The sequence below is a fragment of the Rhizobium sp. G21 genome (genome assembly GCF_014158035.1).
GTDB lineage: Bacteria > Pseudomonadota > Alphaproteobacteria > Rhizobiales > Rhizobiaceae > Rhizobium_E.
The window spans coordinates 3,518,099-3,536,791 of the sequence record NZ_JACFXW010000001.1; the positions used below are offsets into that span (position 1 = coordinate 3,518,099).

Genomic DNA, 18,693 nt, shown 5'->3' on the forward strand with positions numbered 1-18,693 from the left:
TTAGAGCTCTGTTTTTCGTCGTTTGTCGTCCATTGCCCTAACCGCGATTGTTCTGTGCGGCGCGCCTGTCGTCGCCGTGGCGGCCGAGGACGACATGTCCTACAAGGCGCAGATCGACCTGACCTGGCTGATGACGGCGTCGTCCCTGGTGATGATGATGCAGGTCGGCTTCCTGCTGTTGGAAGCCGGCATGGTTCGATCGAAGAATTCGATCAACGTCGCCCAGAAGAACCTGCTCGACTTCGTCTTCGGCATCGTCGCTTTCGCCTCCGTCGGGTTCATGATCGCCTTTGCGCCGTCCGCCGGCATGTTCATCGGCATCAGCCACGATTTCTTCATGTTGAACGACCTCGAGCCTTGGGAAGCCGGCTTCTTCGTCTTCCAGGTCATGTTCTGCGGGACGGCGGCCACGATCGTGTCGGGCGCGGTTGCAGAACGGATGAAGCTCTCGGCCTATGTCGCCGGCTCGATCGTCATGTCGGCGCTCATCTATCCGGTCTTCGTGCATTGGGCCTGGGGCGGCGCGCTCGGGCCGTCGTCCGGCGCCTTCCTGTCCAATCTCGGCTTCGTCGATTTCGCCGGCTCCACCGTCGTGCACGCCACCGGCGGCTGGGTGTCGCTGGCCGCCTGTCTGGTGATCGGCGCGCGGCGCAACCGATTCCGCGAGGACGGTTCGATCACCCGGATATCCGGGCACAGTCCCGTTCTGTCGACCACGGGCGCATTCCTGCTGTTTTTCGGCTGGCTCGGCTTCAACGGCGGTTCGGCGATGCGCATGAGCGCCGATGTGCCGATCATTGTTCTCAACACCGTGCTCGCCGGCGGCATGGGGGCTTCGATCGGCTATGTCATGGGGCTTCGCAACGGCGTCATCCTGCCGGAAAAATCCTTCACCGGCATGCTGGGCGGCCTAGTCGCGGTCACAGCCGGCTGCCACATTCTGACGCCGGCAGGGGCCATGGCCATCGGCGCCGTCGGTTCTGCGGCGGCCGTCTGGAGCACGCATGCGATCGAGCGCTATTTCAGGATCGACGACGCGGTGGGAGCGGTCGGCGTCCATGCCGTCGCCGGCGTCATCGGCACGCTGATGCTGGCTTTTCTCGCGCCCGTCGACAATCTGCCGAACGGCGGCCGTTGGGCGCAGTTCGAAATCCAATTGCTCGGCTCCGTCGTCAATTTCCTCTGGGCTTTTTCGGTGGGCTACGCATTCTTCTGGCTGCTCGACAAGGTCTCGCCGATCCGGGTCAGCGCGCAAGCCGAGGATATCGGCCTCAACGTCGCAGAGCACGACACCCGTCTGGGCGTCGGCCATGTCGAGACGGCGTTGTCGGATCTGCTCGGCGGCTCCGGCAATCTCAAACATCGGCTGCCGGACGACAATGGCGGCGAGGCGGAAACGCTGACCGGCCTGTTCAACCGCCTGATGGACACTCTGGAAGAACGCGAAAAGGAGCGCCTCGACGTCGAGCACGCCAAGCGCGACCTTCAGGAGGCCGACCGCGTCGCCGCGCTCGCCAATGCTGCGCTCGAAGCCATCCTCGTCCATATCGGCGGCACGATCGTCGACGCCAACGACCAGTTCAGCAAGCTTTTCGGCGGGCAGCGCCACGAGGTCATCGGTCGCGGCCTGTTGGATTTCGTCACGCCGGAAGAAGCCGAAAGACTAAAGTCGCGGCTCGGCGCGCAGGGCGAGCAGACATTCGAGACCGTGATGGTCAGCGCCGACAACGAACATATCCCCATCGAAGTCCGCAGCCGCGACATCCATTATCGCGCCCAGCAGGCGCGGGTGGTCTGCATCATCGATCTCAGGGAACGCAAGGCCGCGGAGCAACGCATTCGCTACATGGCCCAGCACGACCCGTTGACGGGCCTGCCGAACCGCGTGCTGTTCAACGAGGAACTGGCGCGGCGCACGACATCCACGACGCATGGAGCCTCCCATGCTCTCGCGCTGGTCGACATCGATCATTTCAAGGACATCAACGATGTCTACGGCCACCAAGCCGGCGACAAGGTGATCTGCGAAGTGGCCCGGCGTCTGTCCGACATTTCCGGCCCCAACACCACAGTGGCGCGGCTCGGCGGCGACGAATTCGCCGTCATCGTGGTCAACACCGCCTTCGAGAACCAGCTCACAGATCTCGGCCTGCGGCTGATCCGCGCCTTCCGCACACCGGTCGATATCGGCGGCGGCGCGATGTGTCCGGTCAGCGTCAGCATCGGCATGGCGCGCTGCCCGGATCACGCCGAAACGCCCGACGACCTGATCGCGCTGGCCGATATCGCGCTCTACGAATCCAAGAACGCCGGCCGCAATCGCTGGACGATTTTCCGACCCGGCATGAACGAACTGACCGAGAAGCGCCGTGAACTCGAAGCCAAGCTCGCCCAGGCGCTGGAGCGGGAGGAATTCGAACTCTACCTCCAGCCGCGGGTCGACACCGCCTCCGCCTCGATCTCCGGCTATGAAGCGCTGTTGCGCTGGCGCGACGGCGACGGCCAGATGATCAGCCCGGCCGATTTCATTCCGGTGGCCGAAGCGTCGGGACACATCGTGCCGATCGGTTTGTGGGTCGTCTCGGAAGCGTGTCGGATCCTCGCCGAGCAGATTCCCGACGGCAAACTCAGCATCAACGTGTCGCCCTTGCAGTTCCGCCAGCCCGGCTTCGTCGATTCGCTCGTCGGGATCGTCGGCAAAGCGGGAATATCGACCGACCGTCTCGAACTCGAGATCACCGAAAGCGTTCTGATCGACGACGACGCCCGCGCGCTCGCCATTCTTCAGGATCTCAAGCGCAAGGGCTTCGAAATCGCGCTCGACGATTTCGGCACCGGCTACTCCTCTCTGTCCTATCTCAGCCGCTTTCCGTTCGACACGATCAAGATCGACCGCAGCTTCGTCGCCAATCTCGACGAAGCCGAGAGCTCCGGCGTCATCATCCGCACCATCGCCGAACTGGGCCGCGGATTGGGGATGACGCTGGTGGCCGAAGGCGTCGAAACCATCGAGGCGGCGCGCTTCCTGACGCAGATCGGCTGCCACGAATTGCAAGGCTATCTGCTCGGCAAGCCGGTTGCCGTCGAATCGCGCGCGCGCGACGTGGATGCGGCGGTCGCAGAGGTTATTCTGTCCGCCGCCAGCGCCGCCTCGACCTTCACTCAGGATCTCAAGGACGCCGCCGACCGGCTGAAACTCGCGGGTTCCGAGATCCCGCTCCAGAAAACCGCATGATAACAACGCCGCCGCTTGCATTGTCCCCGCAAAGCTGTTAGAGGCTGCGCACCGCAAACGGGAAGCCTGCTCCGGCTGGTTTTTCGACAGGATGGGCGTGTAGCTCAGCGGGAGAGCACTTCGTTCACACCGAAGGGGTCACAGGTTCGATCCCTGTCACGCCCACCATCCTTCTCCTAACGAATTCAAATGTCTAACGGTGTATCTTGGCGTGGCGAATTCCGCGCGGATTTTTGCCAGTAAGCACCCCGTAATCAGACGGGCGGGAATTTCCGGGATATGCCAAATCGACCATGGGACGCTTTCCCGGCCGGGTCGTCCCGATCGCGGATCGAAAACTCATTAAACTATTGAAAATATTGATTTATGGCCTTGTTTTCTTTTTTCGTCGTCATTCAATCAGGGAAGTGATTGGAGGATAAGCTGCCTGGTCAGGCGAAATCCTATCGGAGGCCTGTGTTGCACGCCTATGAAAGTCGCAAGGTCGTCACGGCATCCGCTGCGAAACGCTGCGATTGTTCGGCTGAGTGTCAGGGCCGGGCTCAGAGCCTCCGAGATTGCCTATCTCGATTGGGCGATGGTCACCGACGCAGGCGGCCAGATCTCGAATGTCATGAGCTTGCCAGGCACGATCACCAAATTCTGTTTGGCTCGGCGGCTGCCAATTCACGCTGAACTCTAGAAAGTTCTGGTGAAATTGCGGTGTCGAAACGCGAGGCAAGGCGGCGTAGTCGTCAGTGAGCGCAGCTATGCGGAAGGTCGCCATGACCCGTTTGTTTCGATTGCCACAGGACCTCAGGCAATGACGCCCAAATCCATCGTCAATGGGATCACGACGGCGTGTGGGATGGCCGAACTGGCGGGGTGCTCGTCACACTCCCGCCATTCGCTCTCTGCCTATCGAGATAGACGTACTGAATGGCTCGAAGGCTTCCTGTGCCATACGTCGCGATCGCTTATTGTCTATGTCAACGACGAGGACGGCACTTATTGGTCCGTCCTGGACAGGATCAAAGGAAAGCGAGCGGCAGGAACTGCAGAGCCTAAGGCGCGCCCAGCCCCATCTCCCGGCTTTTGCAGGGGATCGTGCAAATATTCCTGCAGCTTAAAAGACGGCTATTTTTCCTGTATGCAACCTATATTCTAATGCGCCCGGGGGCGGCTGCACTACATTTCGTTGACTCGGATGCTTGATGTCGCTCAAGCCATCTCAATCTCCGCTGAGACCAGATGAGCCACAGCTGCCATCGCTGGCGTGGCATATGCCGCGGCCGAAACTCGACGGTCGGCAGGTTTCGCAATGGTGTATTTCTATTGGAAGGTGGCGAATACGATTTAAGTCATGCCGTAGCGCTTGAACGACTTGTACAATAGCCGGTGCGACCGGAGTTGACGAAATTCAAAAGTGTTTTGAAGTATTGTGCGATGCAGCACGGTATATATCTTTACGGTAGTATTGATTGGTGATTATCACTTAATTGGTGTTGCGAAAGCGGAGCTATATTAGTGTTTCCTGCACCTGCACCTGCACCTGCACCTGCACCTGCACCTGCACCTGCACCTGCGGCCGCGAGGAGGGGAGATAATGCAGTATTTCGCCCACAGCCTGAAAGATCGCCCGCCCCAAGATTGGCAGGGTCTGGCCGATCATTTGACGGCCGTTGCCATTCTCGCGGAGAGATTCGGCGCGCCGCTCGGGATCGGCGGGCTCGGCTTCGCTGCAGGTCTTTTCCACGATGTCGGCAAATATGATCCCGCTTTTCAGGCTTATATCGCCGGCGATGGCCGCTCGGTGGATCATTCGACAGCCGGCGCGCAGGTGATGGAGGAGATAGCCGAGGGAGCCGACCGGGCGGCGGCGGACATCCTGGCCTATGCCATCCTCGGACACCATGCCGGTCTGCCGGATCGCGAGAACACCACGGAGGGGTGTGTCGACGTTCGCATGAAGCGCGCCTTGCGGATCGCCCCGGCCTGGCGCGATGAGCTCGCCGCCTATGCCGTGGACTGTGTCACGGGCCTGGGAAGCGAGTTGGCAAAGTTTGTCTCGGTGGACGCCAGCCGGCGCGCCTTCGCCCTCGCGTTTCTCGGGCGCATGGTGTTTTCCTGCCTGGTCGACGCCGATTTCAAGGATACCGAAGATTTCTATGTCGCGGCTGGCGAAAGGGCGGTCGACCACGAATGGCGAACGCTTCAAGCGCTGCTTCCCGAATTCCTGGCTGGGTTCGAGGTCCATATGCAGGGCGTCGTGGGGCGTGCTGCGACGATGGAGGCGTCCAGGCCCCTGAATGACCTCAGGGCAAAAATTCTAACACGGGTGCGGGCGGGCGCGGCGATGAAGCCCGGCTTCTTCACCCTGACAGTGCCGACCGGCGGCGGCAAGACGCTGGCCTCGCTCGGTTTCGCGCTGGATCACGCCAGGGCGCATGGGCACAGGCGGATCATATACGCCATTCCCTTCACCTCGATCATCGATCAGACGGCGGCGATTTTCCGCGCTGTGCTCGGCGAAGAGCATGTGCTGGAGCATCACTCCGATATCGACGAGGAAAGGTTCGATGCGCGCGAGCAGCGCGACAAGCTCAAGCTGGCGATGGAGGATTGGGCGGCGCCGGTGGTCGTCACCACCAATGTGCAATTGTTCGAGAGCCTGTTTTCCGCCCGCCCGTCGCGGGCGCGCAAGCTGCACAACATCGCCGGTTCCGTGATCGTGCTCGATGAGGCCCAGACTCTGCCGCGCCCTCTGTTGCTGCCGGTCATGCGGGCGCTGGAGGAATTGACGGAACGTTACGACTGCACCGTGGTGCTCTGCACCGCCACCCAGCCAGCGCTCGGGGCGCGGGAGAATTTCCCCGGTCTGCCGCTGTCGCCCGAGCGTGAACTGGCGCCCGATCCCGAGGATCTGGCCCGCCAGCTTGGCCGAACACGCATTCGTCATGCGGGCGCTCTCGATAATGACGCGCTGATCGACCGGTTGGCCGCGTGCGATCAGATGCTGGCGATCGTCAACAGCCGACGCCATGCGCTGGATCTCTATAAACTTGCGCAAACCGCCGGGCTCGATGGCGTCATGCATCTGACGACCCGCCAATATGCCGCCGACCGGCGACGGATGCTGCAGGACGTGCGCGCGCGGCTGGCGCAGGGCGCGCCCTGCCGGCTGATCGCCACCAGCCTGATCGAGGCGGGCGTGGATGTCGATTTTCCGGCCGCGCTGCGGGCCGAGGCCGGGCTCGACCAGATCATTCAGGCGGCGGGGCGGGTCAACCGCGAAGGAAAGCGGGCGCGCGACGATAGTCTTGTCATAGTGTTCACTCCGCCTGACTACGCGCCGCCGCGCGAGATCAAAAGTCTGATCGGCGACATGAAGCGGATCATCGACAAGCATGATGACCTGACCATGCCCGCCGCCATGCGCGACTATTTCGAGGAAGTCTATTGGCGGGTGGGCGGCAAGGGGCTGGACGAGAAAGGCATTTGGGAGCGTTTCTGTCTCACGCGCGAGGGATCCGACTTCGCCTATCGCCAGGTCGGCCAGGATTTCCGCATGATCGAGAGTGGTCTGGAGCCGGTGATCGTCGCGATCGAAGACGAGGCGCGGGAGTGGGTGGAAAAACTGAGCCTGGAGCAATTGCCGACCGGGCTTTTGGCCCGCAAGCTGCAACCTTTCACCGTGCTGGTCCCTCCGAAGGCGCGGGAGCGCCTCCGCGTCTGCGGGCATCTGGATTTCGTTGCGCCGGAACTGCGCGGAGATCAGTTCGCCGTCCTGCAGAAGGATAGTCTCTATCGGAAAGGCGTTGGACTGATGTGGGAAGACGCGGACTATCTGGCGGCGGAGGATGGAATAGTATGACGCGCCACCTCTACAAGGTCGTCTACAAGATCATTTGGCCGAATGGAAAGATCTATGTCGGAAGCGATCTAACAGATCGCATTCATTATTTTGGAAGCCCTTCGCGTCTGGCGCGCGCTGCGATTGAAGCCGATTTTCCGACAAGAGAGGATAGACGAAATATCACGGTAACCCGCGAAATTATTTGGGAGTCTCACACGGCGTCTGACGCGGAAGTTCGCCGTGTCGAGGTCCAGGCAATTCTCGCCTTATCGGCCAATGATCCTGCCGTCGGTTACAACCTCGCTCCCCGGTTCAAAAGCGCCTCGACAAAACACATTCACTCTCTCGCTCATGAGGCTATTTCTTGACCTACGGAATTCGTCTGAAAGTCTCGGGCGATTACGCCCTGTTCACTCGGCCTGAAATGAAGGTCGAGCGCGTTTCCTATGATGTGATGACGCCCTCGGCGGCGCGCGGCATTCTCGAGGCCATCCATTGGAAGCCGGCCATCCGCTGGGTGGTGGACGCCATTCATGTGCTGGCGCCGATCCGCTTTCAGTCCATCCGTCGCAACGAGGTGGGCCACAAGGCGCCGGCAGGCAAAATCAAATCCGCCATGAAGCGCGGCGATCTCGAAGGCCTGAACATCTTGGTCGACGAGGATCGCCAGCAGCGCGCCTCGCTGGTTCTGGTCAGGCCCGCTTATGTCATCGAGGCGCATTTCGAACTGACCGACAGGGCCGGGCCGGAGGACAACGAGGGCAAGCATCTCGATATCTTCAACCGCCGCGCCGCCCGCGGCCAGTGCTTTCACCAGCCCTGTCTCGGCGCGCGTGAATTCGCCGCCCATTTCGACCTCATCCCGCCGGAAGCCGGACTGCCGCCCGCAATCGGCGAAAGCCGCGACCTCGGTTACATGCTGTTCGACATTGACCACCAGGCCGAGGGTCGCCCGTCGCTGTTCTTTCGGGCGAAGATGGAGGAGGGCGTGGTGCGCGTGCCGCATTATGCGTCCCCGGAGGTGTTGCGATGACGGTTCTTTCTGCGCTTGCGAAAGCTTACGACCGTCTGCCGGATGCGCCGCCCTACGGCTTTTCGTCCGAGAAGATCGGCTTCGTGATTTCCCTGAACGAGGACGGCTCCGTCGCAGGGGTGATCGACTGGCGAGAGGGTGAGGGCAAGAAGGCAAGGCCGCGCCTCATGCTCGTGCCGCAACCGGTGAAGCGAACAGCGGGCATTGCGCCGAATTTTCTCTGGGACAAGACATCCTATGCGCTGGGTGTGACCGCCGGCGAGGGCAAGCGCACCGCAGAAGAGCATGCCGCCTTCGTCAAGCTTCACCTTGACAGGATCTGTGATGCGGAAGACGCGGGATTGCAGGCGCTGGCGCTGTTTCTGCAAAAATGGTCGCCGGAGCAATTTGCGCCGCCGCTTTGGCCGGAAGAGGCGAAAGACCAGAATGTGGTTTTCGCGCTGGAAAGCGAGCGGCGCAGCCACGGCTTTCTGCATGAACGTCCAGCGGCCAAGGCGCTGTGGGCGGGTCTCTCCGGAGCCGGCGGCGCCGATGCGCAGATTTGCCTCGTCACCGGCGCCGCCGGTCCCGTGGCCCGGCTGCATCCTTCGATCAAGGGCGTCTGGGGCGCGCAGTCCTCGGGGGCGGCGCTCGTCTCCTTCAATCTCGACGCCTTCACCTCCTATGGTCACGAACAGGGCGACAACGCGCCCGTGTCCGAAGCCGCCGCCTTCGCCTACACCACCGCGCTCAACCGCTTTCTGGAGCGCGACAGCGGCCACCGGATCCAGATCGGCGACGCCTCCACCGTATTCTGGGCGGATGCGGCGGATGTCGAGGCCGCGCAGGAATCCGAGGCGATTTTCAGTCTGTTCTTCGATGACGGCGCCCTGACGGACGAGGAGAAACGGGCCGAGGAAAAGACCTCCACGCGCAAGATCGGCATCAAGCTCGACCAGATCCGGCAGGGCATGCCGCTTGCCGATATCGAGCCGAAACTGACCAGGGGCGTGCGCTTTTTCGTGCTGGGGCTGGCGCCTAATGCGGCGCGGCTTTCCGTACGCTTCTATTTCGAAGACGATTTCGGCCAGGTCACGGCCAACTATCAGAAGTATCTGTCCGACATGCATATCGAGCCGCCGCCGCGCGACGGCGTTCCGCCGCTCTGGCGCTATCTTCTGGAAACGGCGGTGCTGGGAAAACGTGAGAACGTCACCCCCAATCTTGCCGGCGAATGGATGCGCGCCATTCTCGCAGGCGCCGACTTTCCGCTCACGCTCATGTCATCCGTGCTCACCCGCATCCGCGCCGATGGCGAGGTGAATGCGCTGAGGGCGGGCATTCTCAAGGCTATGCTGATCCGCAATTACAAAATGGAGGCACCCGTGGCGCTCGACCCGGACAACACCAACAGGGGCTACCTTCTGGGCAGGCTCTTCGCACTCTACGAGGAGATCCAGCGCGCCGCGCTTGGCGGCAAGGTCAACGCCACGATCAAGGACAAGTTCTACGGGTCCGCGTCCGCGACGCCGCGCAAAGTTTTCGCCGTGTTGGAAAGCGGCTCGGCCAATCACCTCGCCAAGGTGCGCAAGACCAGCCCCGGCCGCGAAGTAAACCTGCAAAGGGCGCTGCAGGGGATCATGAATGTCATGACGCCGTCGGACGATCCCGCGCGCGATCCCTTCCCGGTGTCGCTGACCGCGCAGGAGCAGGCCTTCTTCGGCCTCGGCTATCACCACCAGCGCAGCGATTTTTTCAAGAAGACAACCGAAACCGCATCCGAGGGGCAAGACGCATGACCACCATTACCAACCGCTATGATTTCGCGCTGATCTTCGAGGTCGTGAACGGCAATCCCAATGGCGATCCCGATGCCGGCAATCTGCCGCGCCTGGACCCCGAGACCAATCGTGGCCTGGTGACCGATGTCAGCCTGAAACGCAAGATCCGCAATTATGTCGATCTCGCCCGTCACGGCCAGGATGGGTTTCACATCTATGTCGAGGAGGGCGCGATCCTCAACGACAAGCACCGTCAGGCCTATCGGGCGCTCCGCAAGGATGATCCCAAGGTCGACAAGACCCCCAAGCTGAACCCGAATGACGACGCCGAGGCGAAGAAACTCACCGCCTTCATGTGCGACAACTTCTTCGACGTGCGCACTTTTGGCGCCGTCATGTCGACCGGCGTCAATTGCGGCCAGGTGAAAGGGCCGGTGCAGATCGGCTTCGCCCGTTCCGTGGAGCCGATCCTGCCGCTGGAAATTTCCATCACCCGCATGGCCGCCACCAACGAGGCGGAAAAGAAGCAGAAGGCGGAAGGCGACGATTCCAGCGATCGCACGGACAATCGCACCATGGGCCGCAAGCATATCGTCCCTTACGGTCTCTATGTGGCGCATGGCTTCATTTCGGCGAAGTTCGCGGAGCGCACCGGATTTTCCGAAGCCGATCTCGATCTGTTGTTCGAAGCGCTGGGCAGCATGTTCGAGTATGACCGCTCGGCCGCGCGCGGCGAGATGGCGACCCGCAAGCTGATCGTGTTCAAGCATGACAATGCGCTCGGCAATGCGCCGGCGCATGCCCTGTTCGATCGCATCCGGATCGGCCGCAATGTCGACGGCGAGCTCCGCGTCATCGACAGCCGCCTGGACAATCTGCCGCCGGCGCGCGCTTTCTCCGATTACATCGTCGCCATCGACCAGGACAATCTGCCGTCCGGCGTCGAAATCCTCGAAAAGCTGTGAGCCATGGCGGCGGGGGAGGAGCCGGGCGGCGGGGACGCTGAAATCGGGGCGGACCGGGAGCCCATTGCTCTCTCCGCCATCCAGCACGCGGTCTATTGTCTGCGACAGGCGGCGCTGATCCATATCGAGCGGGTCTGGGCGGACAACCGCTTCACCGCCGAGGGCAATGTGCTGCATGCGGTGGCCGACAAGGGCGGCAAGCGCAAGCTCAGGGGCGTGCGCCGGGTGATGGCCCTGCCGCTGGCCTGCAAACAGCTGAATATCGCTGGCGTCGCCGATGTCGTCGAGTTTCGCCAGGAGGAGGGGGCTGAAACGCCCTTTCCGATCGAATACAAGCGCGGCAAACCCAAGCTGCACCGCGCCGACGAAGCGCAGCTTTGCGCCCAGGCGCTGTGTCTCGAGGAGATGACGGGCCGGCCCGTGCCCGAAGGCGCGCTGTTTTACGCCGAGACCAAGCGTCGCGTCGCCTTGCCTTTCGATGCAGACCTGCGCCGGGTGACGGAAGAGGCCGTTCACGCGCTTGCAGAAATCGTCTCCTCCGGGCGCACCCCGCCGCCCACCCCGCGGCGCGAGCGCTGTCGCGCCTGCTCCCCTCTCGAACTCTGCCGGCCCGACGCCGTGCTGCGGCCTGTCCGAGCCTGGCGGTCGCGCATGGTGGAGCGCAGCCTCGCGCCCGAAAGCGCGCCATGAAGAAGCTGCTCAACACGGTCTATGTGACCACCGTGGGCGCGGCGTTGCGCAAGGACGGTGAAAATCTCGTCGCGGATATCGAGGGCGTCGAGCGCAGCCGCGTGCCGTTGCACATGCTGTCCGCCGTCGTCGTGTTCGGGGCCATCCATGTGTCGCCGCCGCTGATGGGCGCCCTGGCGGCGGCGGGCATCACGCTCACCTTTCTGGATCGAAACGGCCGTTTTCAGGCGCGGCTCGAAGGCCCGGTCACCGGCAATATCTTACTGCGGCGGGCGCAATACCGGGTGTGCGACGCGCCCGAAGAGGTGGTGCGCTCCTTCCTCATCGGCAAGATCGCCAATCAGCGCGCCGTCCTGATGCGGTCGCTGCGCGATTACGGCGACGACCATCGACCCGAGGATCGGGAGCGCATCGAGACGGCCACCGAGCGGCTGGCGCAGATCCTCCGGCGCGTCGAGCGCGCCGACGACACGCTCGACCGGCTGCGGGGGTCGGAAGGGGAGGCGGCCAATCTCTATTTCGCCGTCTTCGATCACCTCATCCGCGCGCCCGATCCCGAACTGCGCTGGACCGTGCGGTCGCGGCGGCCGCCGCTCGATCCGGTCAACGCGCTCCTGTCGTTCCTCTACACGCTGCTGACTCATGATTGCCGCTCGGCTCTGGAAGGCGTGGGGCTCGATCCCGCCGCCGGCTTCCTTCATCGCGACCGCCCCGGCCGGCCGAGCCTTGCGCTCGACCTCATGGAAGAACTCCGCCCGGCGCTGGCCGACCGTCTGGCGCTGTCGCTGATCAACCGCCGCCAACTGCGCGCCGGCGATTTCGAACGGCAGGAGGGCGGCGCCGTGCTGATGACCGACGAAGCGCGCAAGACCGTGCTCACGGCCTGGCAGGAGCGCAAGCGGGAGGAGCGCATGCACGCCTTTCTCGACGAAAAAGCCCCGCTCGGCCTTGTGCCCTATCTGCAGGCGCAGATGCTGGCCCGACATCTGCGTGGCGATCTCGACGCCTATCCGCCATGGTTCTGGAAATGAGGGAGCGCCATGCTGGTTTTGGTCACCTATGACGTCCGCACGCTCGAAGGCAATGGACAGGCGCGGCTGCGGGCCGTCGCCAAGGCCTGTCGCGACTATGGCCAGCGGGTGCAATTCTCCGTCTTCGAGATCGAGGTCGATCCCGCGCAGTGGATCAAGCTGAAGGCGCGGCTCGAAGGCATCATCAAGCCGGAAGTGGACAGCCTGCGCTATTATTACCTCGGCGCCAACTGGCAGCGGCGGGTGGAGCATGTGGGCGCCAAGCCCGCCGCTGACCTCAACGCGCCGCTGATCATCTGAGGCGTCAGGCGGTTTCCCCAGACGCCCCGCCTGGTGACAATTTCCGGCGCGAACCCCAAGCGCGCCGCAAAAGCCCGGCAGGTTCGCACCGGCGCCAGCTCTTTGAAATCGTGAATTGTTTACTGCGCGGCGTCATATCTCCGACAGCGTTTCGCCGCCCGACCGCCCTGTTTCGCGCATCGGCGCTTTGCATGCGAGCAATATCCGTGCTTTACACCCAGACAGTCGCCTCCCTCGCGGAGGCGGGGATCGAAACATCGTTATGTTTGGGCAATGGTATGGGCAAGGGAGTCGCCTCCCTCGCGGAGGCGGGGATCGAAACGACGCGAACCGATACGTTGACGGTAAATACGTAGTCGCCTCCCTCGCGGAGGCGGGGATCGAAACACAAGCGCGACAAGCTGCGGGAGGTAGTCAGACGTCGCCTCCCTCGCGGAGGCGGGGATCGAAACGCTGGCAATGCTCCGAAAGGGAAAGCCGATAACAGGTCGCCTCCCTCGCGGAGGCGGGGATCGAAACGTCAAATGCCTCGAAAAAACCCCGTCCTATTTCTCGTCGCCTCCCTCGCGGAGGCGTGGATCGAAACAATACCATGGCTGCGGCTGGCCCAATTGGCGCGATGTCGCCTCTCTCGCGGAGGCGTGGATCGAAACACCTTTACGTGTGATCGTCGCGCTCTTGCCGTTGCGTCGCCTCCCTCGCGGAGGCGTGGATCGAAACTTGCTCAGGACATCGTTGATCTGTCCGTTGATCTGTCGCCTCCCTCGCGGAGGCGTGGATCGAAACGCCGCCATGCTCGCCACCCAAAACGTGCGCGAGGGTCGCCTCCCTCGCGGAGGCGTGGATCGAAACCAGCTTATAAAAGTGATGATCGGTCAGGACGGCTGTCGCCTCCCTCGCGGAGGCGTGGATCGAAACGCCACACCGAGCATTTGCTGGTAGAGGTTCCAAGGTCGCCTCCCTCGCGGAGGCGTGGATCGAAACAAGAGCGTGTCTGGCACAGCTATCAGGCCGAAGGGCGGCGCGTGTCGCCTCCCTCGCGGAGGCGTGGATCGAAACAAGGGCTGCGCAGGCGAGGGCGATGTATCGCTGGAGTCGCCTCCCTCGCGGAGGCGTGGATCGAAACGCTGCTGAAAGTGCAGGCGCGCGCGCCAGGCTCGGTCGCCTCCCTCGCGGAGGCGTGGATCGAAACAACACGCGGGCGTAAGCCGCGATCTCACGGGCCTTGTCGCCTCACTCGCGGAGGCGTGGATCGAAACGGCTTTGCCCAGGGCGGCGTGTTTTCGGGCGGCGGGTCGCCTCCCTCGCGGAGGCGTGGATCGAAACACGACGTATGACGACGCCACCGCGTCGTTCGACACGTCGCCTCCCTCGCGGAGGCGTGGATCGAAACGGCTGGGCGCTGCTGCCGGAGCGCGTGCTGGCCGGTCGCCTCCCTCGCGGAGGCGTGGATCGAAACATGAAAGCAACGACATCATCAGAGGCGAGGTCCGCGGTTTGGGAATGCGGAGCTCTATCGTTCCAGCCCCGTTCGGCGGAAAAGCGATTCACTGGCTCGTTTCATTGCGCCTCACCCCAGTCACGGTCGCGATAGCCGTTGCGCTGGGCAAGACGCATGGGGTTTCTTTCGGCATGCCCAGCGCCTGTCACAGCACCGACCTCCAGCACCATCAAGCGCTGGGCGGTGAAGCTGATCATCTCCCGCAATAAATCGCTGTCGGCGCTCTTCTCGACAAGCAGGCGCCGGCTCATCATCTCGTCGGTCATCGGTGGTGTCCTTCAGGCTTGTTCTCAGCAACCCGACCCTACCGGAAATCACCGATGGCTATGAAACCCAGCTAAACCGCTCACGGGGACACGATCGCTGCGTGGACTCATCCGCCATACTTCTGATTGGTGGATCGAGAACCGGAAGGAACTGACAGGCTCCTCCCTTGCGCTTCTCGGGCACATGTTCTGTTGCTTGCATGGCGGAGGTCGCTCCTATCAGGCGGCGACCTCTCCTTTGTCTTGTTCGCTCGTGTCTTGTTCGCTTGCGGCAAAGGCGCCGCCCTCGAGATGATGAGACCCTCGGTTCCTCCGAAAGGTATTCCTGTATGCCTCGCATGAACTGCTCATGGTCTTCGCTCTCCTCGAAACGGGGAATATGATCGTCAAGCGAGCGCCATCGCACGATCAGATTGAACAGCTCCGGCGTTTCGATCCCTTGGGCGAGAACATGACCGCGGTAACCCTGCGCACGCGTGAGCAGAGGCGCGACCTCCCCAAATACCTGCCTGAATTCGCTTGTCTTGTCCTCACGGACAGACAGCGCCGCGATCTCGTAAATCATGGTTGCGCCTCTGCGTGGGCCGAAGGGTCAACGGCAATCGCGATCTTACCCCGCAAGCCGTTGTTGGGTTTCTCGAGCAGCGTATGGGCAAGCGGAAGGTCGGCGAGCGAGTAGACGGCGCCCACATGCGGCCGCAGCTGACCGCGTTCAACCAGTGTGCTCAGCTCGTCAAGCTTGCCTTGGTTCTGCCGCGTGAAGACGAAGTGGTAGCTCGCGTTCTTTCCCCACGCCTCGATGAGATTCTGCGGCTGTGCAATGTCCACGATCGAGACGACGCGGCCGAGTTGCGCGAGCACCCTTGGGCTTTGGGACAGGGTGTCACCGCCGAGGGTGTCGAAAACAACATCGACTCCGAGGCCTCCGGTTTCCCGCATGATCGCGTCGACATAATCTTCTTTCCTGTAGTCGATGACCACATCCGCTCCGACACTTCGAGCAAACTCGAAGTTTTCTTCGCGCAAGGTCGTGAAGACCTTCGCGCCGATCGCTTTCGCGACCTGGATGGCCACATGCCCCACCCCTCCAGCGCCGCCATGGATCAGGATGCTTTCTCCCACCCTGAGGGCCGCACGCGAGACCAGAGCTTCCCAAGCTGTTCCGCCGACCAGGCTCAAGCTGGCGGCTTCCAGGTGGCTGAGCCCACTGGGCTTCCTTCCGATGATGGTCTCGTTTGCGACGTGGTATTCGGCATAACTTCCCGGACCGTCGAATATCTGCGGCGTGTACCAGACTTCATCGCCGGGAGAGAACATGGTGACGCCCGGACCGACGGCTTCGACGACCCCGGAAACGTCATGACCGGTGATCCCCGGCAACGGCGTCAGATCGCGATAGTCGCCTCGCCGAACCTGGTAGTCCAAGGGATTGACGGACGTGGCATGGACGCGAACCAGGACTTGTCCCGCCTGGGGACCTGGCTTCGGCACGTCTGAAAGTTCGAACGAATCCGGGCCGCCGAAGCGAATGAGGACGGCTGCTTTCATGGTCTTGGTCATGTTGATATCCCTTCGATGGTGGCTTTGACAGGCTCGCCACACATGGCGCCGTCTTGCTGGCGCCTATTTGATCTTTCACGATTGCTTTCGGTAGAGCCGCCGTTTTAGGATCAGTTTCAACGAAAATTTGAAAGTCATCTCATGGACGTGGACGATTTGAGTCTCTTCGTGCGTATCGCCCAACTGCACAGCATCAGCGCCGCAGCCCGCGACCTGGGTCTGACGCCTGCTGGCGCGAGCGCCAAACTCGCTGCTCTTGAGCGGAAACTCAGCGCCAGGCTTCTCCATCGAACCACGCGGCAAGCGACATTGACCGAGGACGGCCTCGCCTTCCTGCCACATGCGGAACATGTTGTGCTCGCGGCGGAAGCCGCCCGAGCGGCGCTTGGTCGAGGGCAGGCCGCGCCCCGCGGCACCTTGCGCGTAGCCGCCCCCGCCTCGTTCGCGCGAATGCATATTGTGCCGGGTCTGGCTGAGTTCTGCAGGCAATATCCCGACCTGGCACTTGATTTGCGCATTTCGGACAGCATCGTTGATCTGGTCGAGGGCGCCTTCGATGTGGCGGTTCGCTATACCGAACTCAGCGACTCATCCTTTGTCGCGCGGCGGCTTGCTCCGGACAATCGGGTGCTGGTCGCGTCGCCCAAATATCTCGAAAAACACGGCCGACCTAGGACGCCCGACGACCTGGCGGAACATACCTGCCTCGTCGTCGGCACGCTCGATCTCTGGACGTTTCGAGGGAAAGGTTCGGAGGTGATCGAGCGGCGTGTCACGCCGAGCCTTCGCATCAATGACGGCACTGCAGTGCGAGACGCGGCTTCCGCCGGGCTCGGCATCGCTCTCATGGCGACGTGGTGCGCGTCGGACGAGCTGCGTTCTGGCGCACTCGTTCCGGTCGTTCCCGAATATCCGCTAATCTCAACACAGACACTTTGGGCGTTGTATCCCAGTTCTCGCGAACTGGCGCCGAAAGTGAGAGTGTTCATCGACTGGCTCATCAATCGGTTCGGCAATCGACCCTACTGGGATAAAGGGCTGGAAGACATCCTCGATCACCGTCGATGATATGTGATTGCCGTCCGGTTCCGATGCGCGCGCGAACACGAGTCTTCGCGGAGCAACGCGGTTTCGGCATGCCTCTTGAACCCAAGCATGACCAGCGCGCCAATGAGGGCCGCCGAGGCCGCGCAAAGTGTTACACCAGTAGAGCCGAAGCCGTCGATGATGAGACCGCCCAGACTCGGCGCCTGTCGCGATCGCGACGCCGACAGTGTCGGCGAGCCGGCGCAGTGGCCGCTCAATCTCGGTTCGTCGCAGGATTTGGGCTTCATCGGGCAGCCCGCTGCTATGCTCGAAGGTCGGCGGCTGCCCTTGAGCATGGGCGAGGAATCGGGCGGCGGCTCCGGCATCAATGTGATGGTCTGGACTCGCGGCCACAGGGAGGACTGGAACTGTTTCGCAGCAGAATCCGGCGATGACGCCTGGGGATACGAATCTGTTCTTGGCTATTGTCGCCGTATCGAGGACTGGCGCGGAGCGCCTGATCCCACACGCCGTGGCGTCGGTGGTCCGATGCATGTCGCCCAACCCGACGCGCCGCAACCGATTGCGCACGCCATGCTGGAGTCGGCCAAGGCTCTCGGGATACCCGTGTTCGACAGCGTGAACGGCGCGATGATGGAGGCCGAAGGCGGCGCTGCGATCGCGGACCTGCGGATCCTCGACGGCAAGCGTCAATCGGTTTCACCGGCAACACCATGGCGCCGAGCGTCGTCATCGGCGAAAGGGCGGCGAACCTGATCCGCGCCCAGCATGAACTCTGAAGCGGCTATCGTCTGACACCCAAGCCACACGGCAGACAAACCAGTCTGCGGGAGGCCGACGCCTCTCGCAGCTGAGGTGGAAGCTCGGCTGGGATGTGGGGCATGCTCTCCTCGGCCCAGCGCCTCGCGAGGGGATATGCGCCACAACATCGACCTCCCCATCCTCATAGAGGAATTTCCCATGTTGGATACCATTCGCACCGTTCCCGTCGTGTCGTCGTCGGAACTCGGCGCCAATGTCCACGCGACATGTGCGCGATATCGCAGATCCTTTCCTTTCGTCGCCATGGATACAGGCGGCTATGTCGTGCTTCGCCATGACGATGTCGCCCTGTTGATAAATGACCCCCGGCTGCAGGCGACAGAGGTCGCGATGCCGGCGCAGGCCGGAATTTCCGGGCGCGCGTTGCATGACATCGTCGCGCAAAGGATGCTGACTCGATCAGGTGCGAAACGAACTGGGGAATGGATATCTTTCGTCCCGCGCGTTCACCGTCACCGACATCTCGGATCTTCTGGGCTTTTCCGACGTCGCCAGTTTCCCGAACTCCTTTCGGCGCTGGAACGGCGCCGCGCCGCAAGCCTATCGCACCGCTCTGGCGGGGAAGCCGGAGTAATGGCGGCCGGCTCGGAGCGTAGGCTTTCGTGCGACCGAATTCGGGCAGGGCTGAGCCGTGCGGCTGTCGCGACG

Annotated in this window: 14 protein-coding genes, 1 tRNA gene, 2 pseudogenes and 1 CRISPR repeat array; of the genes and pseudogenes, 13 read left to right on the top strand and 4 right to left on the bottom strand. The window is 62.5% G+C overall.

What is annotated here, in order from left to right:
- Positions 1-94 precede the first annotated feature (94 nt).
- Together amt and H2O14_RS17535 are read left to right on the top strand one after the other, a co-directional pair.
- Positions 95-3,235, top strand: a complete 3,141-nt coding sequence (gene amt, locus H2O14_RS17530; RefSeq protein WP_182828654.1) for an ammonium transporter — start codon at positions 95-97, stop codon at positions 3,233-3,235.
- A gap of 93 nt (positions 3,236-3,328) precedes the next feature.
- A tRNA-Val gene (locus tag H2O14_RS17535) sits at positions 3,329-3,403 on the top strand.
- Between the two features lie 319 nt (positions 3,404-3,722).
- On the opposite strand, the gene H2O14_RS17540 is transcribed toward H2O14_RS17535, so the two are convergent.
- On the bottom strand, positions 3,723-4,001 hold the full coding sequence (locus H2O14_RS17540) for a hypothetical protein (protein WP_182828655.1): 279 nt from the start codon (positions 3,999-4,001) through the stop codon (positions 3,723-3,725).
- An 885-nt stretch (positions 4,002-4,886) separates the two neighbouring features.
- Here H2O14_RS17540 and cas3 point away from each other — a divergent pair.
- Genes cas3 through cas2 form a run of 8 tightly spaced genes read left to right on the top strand, consistent with a single transcriptional unit; the run spans position 4,887 to position 12,849 of the window.
- Positions 4,887-7,088 carry a CRISPR-associated helicase Cas3' gene (gene cas3, locus H2O14_RS17545; RefSeq protein WP_312858619.1) on the top strand — a complete coding sequence of 734 codons (2,202 nt, stop codon included), beginning with the start codon at positions 4,887-4,889 and terminating at the stop codon, positions 7,086-7,088.
- Positions 7,085-7,438: a GIY-YIG nuclease family protein gene (locus H2O14_RS17550; protein ID WP_182828657.1), complete on the top strand. Its 354-nt coding sequence runs from the start codon at positions 7,085-7,087 to the stop codon at positions 7,436-7,438. The genes cas3 and H2O14_RS17550 overlap by 4 nt, the downstream gene beginning before the upstream one ends.
- A complete protein-coding gene (cas5c, locus tag H2O14_RS17555) occupies positions 7,435-8,103 on the top strand; it encodes a type I-C CRISPR-associated protein Cas5c (protein ID WP_182828658.1) in 669 nt (222 codons plus the stop codon). Before H2O14_RS17550 ends, cas5c begins: the two co-directional genes overlap by 4 nt.
- On the top strand, positions 8,100-9,881 hold the full coding sequence (gene cas8c / locus H2O14_RS17560) for a type I-C CRISPR-associated protein Cas8c/Csd1 (protein WP_182828659.1): 1,782 nt from the start codon (positions 8,100-8,102) through the stop codon (positions 9,879-9,881). The genes cas5c and cas8c overlap by 4 nt, the downstream gene beginning before the upstream one ends.
- Positions 9,878-10,828 carry a type I-C CRISPR-associated protein Cas7/Csd2 gene (gene cas7c / locus H2O14_RS17565; protein ID WP_182828660.1) on the top strand — a complete coding sequence of 317 codons (951 nt, stop codon included), beginning with the start codon at positions 9,878-9,880 and terminating at the stop codon, positions 10,826-10,828. The genes cas8c and cas7c overlap by 4 nt, the downstream gene beginning before the upstream one ends.
- 3 nt (positions 10,829-10,831) lie before the next feature.
- Positions 10,832-11,518, top strand: a complete 687-nt coding sequence (gene cas4, locus H2O14_RS17570) for a CRISPR-associated protein Cas4 (protein WP_182828661.1) — start codon at positions 10,832-10,834, stop codon at positions 11,516-11,518.
- Positions 11,515-12,549: a type I-C CRISPR-associated endonuclease Cas1c gene (gene cas1c / locus H2O14_RS17575; RefSeq protein ID WP_182828662.1), complete on the top strand. Its 1,035-nt coding sequence runs from the start codon at positions 11,515-11,517 to the stop codon at positions 12,547-12,549. Before cas4 ends, cas1c begins: the two co-directional genes overlap by 4 nt.
- A 9-nt stretch (positions 12,550-12,558) precedes the next feature.
- A complete protein-coding gene (cas2, locus tag H2O14_RS17580) occupies positions 12,559-12,849 on the top strand; it encodes a CRISPR-associated endonuclease Cas2 (RefSeq protein ID WP_182828663.1) in 291 nt (96 codons plus the stop codon).
- Positions 12,850-13,073: 224 nt separating this feature from the next.
- Positions 13,074-14,308: direct repeats of the CRISPR family, unit length 32 nt; unit sequence GTCGCCTCCCTCGCGGAGGCGTGGATCGAAAC.
- 116 nt (positions 14,309-14,424) lie between these two features.
- On the opposite strand, the pseudogene H2O14_RS17585 reads toward cas2, so the two are convergent.
- From H2O14_RS17585 to H2O14_RS17595, 3 genes and pseudogenes are all read right to left on the bottom strand, one after another.
- Positions 14,425-14,616: pseudogene (locus tag H2O14_RS17585) on the bottom strand (transposase); the annotation flags it as partial.
- 58 nt (positions 14,617-14,674) lie between these two features.
- Positions 14,675-15,181: an antibiotic biosynthesis monooxygenase gene (locus H2O14_RS17590; RefSeq protein ID WP_210275472.1), complete on the bottom strand. Its 507-nt coding sequence runs from the start codon at positions 15,179-15,181 to the stop codon at positions 14,675-14,677.
- Positions 15,178-16,176 carry a zinc-dependent alcohol dehydrogenase family protein gene (locus H2O14_RS17595; RefSeq protein WP_246697432.1) on the bottom strand — a complete coding sequence of 333 codons (999 nt, stop codon included), beginning with the start codon at positions 16,174-16,176 and terminating at the stop codon, positions 15,178-15,180. Before H2O14_RS17595 ends, H2O14_RS17590 begins: the two co-directional genes overlap by 4 nt.
- Before the next feature lie 141 nt (positions 16,177-16,317).
- Between H2O14_RS17595 and H2O14_RS17600 the strand changes: the two genes are divergently transcribed.
- From H2O14_RS17600 to H2O14_RS17610, 3 genes and pseudogenes are all read left to right on the top strand, one after another.
- The gene (locus H2O14_RS17600; protein WP_182828664.1) at positions 16,318-17,244 is read left to right on the top strand and encodes a LysR family transcriptional regulator; all 927 of its coding nucleotides are present in this window, start codon (positions 16,318-16,320) and stop codon (positions 17,242-17,244) included.
- A gap of 195 nt (positions 17,245-17,439) precedes the next feature.
- Positions 17,440-17,922, top strand: a pseudogene (locus H2O14_RS17605) (GMC family oxidoreductase N-terminal domain-containing protein); the annotation flags it as partial.
- Between the two features lie 526 nt (positions 17,923-18,448).
- Positions 18,449-18,619, top strand: a complete 171-nt coding sequence (locus H2O14_RS17610; protein WP_182828666.1) for an AraC family transcriptional regulator — start codon at positions 18,449-18,451, stop codon at positions 18,617-18,619.
- The last annotated feature ends 74 nt before the right edge of the window (positions 18,620-18,693 follow it).

What these genes read in the sequence shown, in the direction of transcription:
- H2O14_RS17595 (WP_246697432.1), bottom strand. Translation starts at nt 16,176, where the DNA reads ATGACCAAGACCATGAAAGCAGCCGTCCTCATTCGCTTCGGCGGCCCG.
- cas7c (WP_182828660.1), top strand. Translation starts at nt 9,878, where the DNA reads ATGACCACCATTACCAACCGCTATGATTTCGCGCTGATCTTCGAGGTC.
- H2O14_RS17550 (WP_182828657.1), top strand. Translation starts at nt 7,085, where the DNA reads ATGACGCGCCACCTCTACAAGGTCGTCTACAAGATCATTTGGCCGAAT.
- amt (WP_182828654.1), top strand. Translation starts at nt 95, where the DNA reads ATGTCCTACAAGGCGCAGATCGACCTGACCTGGCTGATGACGGCGTCG.
- cas1c (WP_182828662.1), top strand. Translation starts at nt 11,515, where the DNA reads ATGAAGAAGCTGCTCAACACGGTCTATGTGACCACCGTGGGCGCGGCG.
- H2O14_RS17540 (WP_182828655.1), bottom strand. Translation starts at nt 4,001, where the DNA reads ATGGCGACCTTCCGCATAGCTGCGCTCACTGACGACTACGCCGCCTTG.
- cas8c (WP_182828659.1), top strand. Translation starts at nt 8,100, where the DNA reads ATGACGGTTCTTTCTGCGCTTGCGAAAGCTTACGACCGTCTGCCGGAT.
- cas4 (WP_182828661.1), top strand. Translation starts at nt 10,832, where the DNA reads ATGGCGGCGGGGGAGGAGCCGGGCGGCGGGGACGCTGAAATCGGGGCG.
- H2O14_RS17600 (WP_182828664.1), top strand. Translation starts at nt 16,318, where the DNA reads ATGGACGTGGACGATTTGAGTCTCTTCGTGCGTATCGCCCAACTGCAC.
- H2O14_RS17590 (WP_210275472.1), bottom strand. Translation starts at nt 15,181, where the DNA reads ATGATTTACGAGATCGCGGCGCTGTCTGTCCGTGAGGACAAGACAAGC.
- cas2 (WP_182828663.1), top strand. Translation starts at nt 12,559, where the DNA reads ATGCTGGTTTTGGTCACCTATGACGTCCGCACGCTCGAAGGCAATGGA.